Source organism: Thermodesulfobium sp. 4217-1, assembly GCF_039822205.1.
GTDB lineage: Bacteria > Thermodesulfobiota > Thermodesulfobiia > Thermodesulfobiales > Thermodesulfobiaceae > Thermodesulfobium.
This window is the reverse complement of sequence record NZ_JBAGBW010000060.1, coordinates 1-1,205: the sequence shown is the minus strand read 5'-3', so window position 1 is coordinate 1,205 and position 1,205 is coordinate 1. Positions and strand designations below refer to the sequence as shown.

Below are 1,205 nucleotides of genomic sequence, written 5' to 3'. Positions count from 1 at the left end.
AAGTTTGATCGAACAAAGACACACCTTAATGTTGGCACCATTGGTCATATCGATCATGGTAAGACTACTTTGACTGCAGCTCTTACAATGACTCTTGCTGCTGCAGGAAAAGCACAGGCAAAGAAATATGAGGATATTGACTCTGCTCCTGAAGAAAAGGCAAGAGGTATTACTATTAACATTGCTCACGTAGAGTATGAAACAGAGAAAAGGCACTATGCACACGTAGACTGCCCGGGACACGTTGACTACATCAAGAACATGATAACTGGTGCAGCCCAGATGGACGGAGCAGTTCTAGTAGTAGCAGCAAACGATGGTCCAATGCCCCAGACAAGAGAGCACATACTTCTTGCAAGGCAGGTAGGAGTTCCTTCTATCATAGTGTTTATGAACAAAACAGATATGGTAGATGACCCAGAGCTCTTAGATCTCGTAGAGATGGAAACAAGAGATCTACTATCTTCTTATGAATTTCCTGGAGATGATATCCCTATCATAAGGGGTTCTGCTCTAAAGGCTATCGAAGCCCTTCAAGTAAACAAGTCTTTGCAAAGAGGGGAAAATGAATGGGTAGACAGAATATGGGAGCTCGCAGATGCCCTTGATTCATACATCCCAGATCCACAAAGAGATGTAGACAAACCATTCGTTATGGCAATTGAAGATGTATTTACAATTACAGGCAGAGGCACAGTAGTAACAGGCCGTATTGAAAGAGGCCGTGTTAAGCCTGGCGATGAAGTAGAAATAGTAGGCTTCTCAATGCAGCCAAAGAAGACAGTTTGTACATCTGTAGAGATGTTTAGAAAGATATTGGACGAAGGTATAGCAGGAGATAACGTAGGTTGTCTATTAAGGAGCGTCGACAAGGACGAAGTAGAAAGAGGACAGGTCCTTGCAAAGCCAGGTTCAATCAAACCATTTACTAAGTTCAATGCAGAGGTATACGTTTTGAAAAAGGAAGAAGGCGGACGTCATACTCCATTCTTCAATGGATATCGTCCACAGTTCTATTTCAGAACTACAGACGTAACAGGAACAATCAAACTTCCAGATGGCGTAGAGATGATAATGCCTGGTGACAACGTAAACATGGTAGTAGAGCTTATGTCTCCAGTAGCTATTGAAGAAGGACTTAGATTTGCAATACGTGAAGGCGGCAGAACTGTTGGTGCTGGCGTAGTCACAAAGATGATCGAATA

Annotated in this window: 1 protein-coding gene; it reads left to right on the top strand. The window is 42.7% G+C overall.

Going from position 1 to position 1,205, the window contains the following annotated elements:
• Positions 1-1,205 (top strand): elongation factor Tu (gene tuf / locus V4762_RS09955; protein WP_347315624.1); only part of this gene is annotated, 1,205 nt, incomplete at both ends.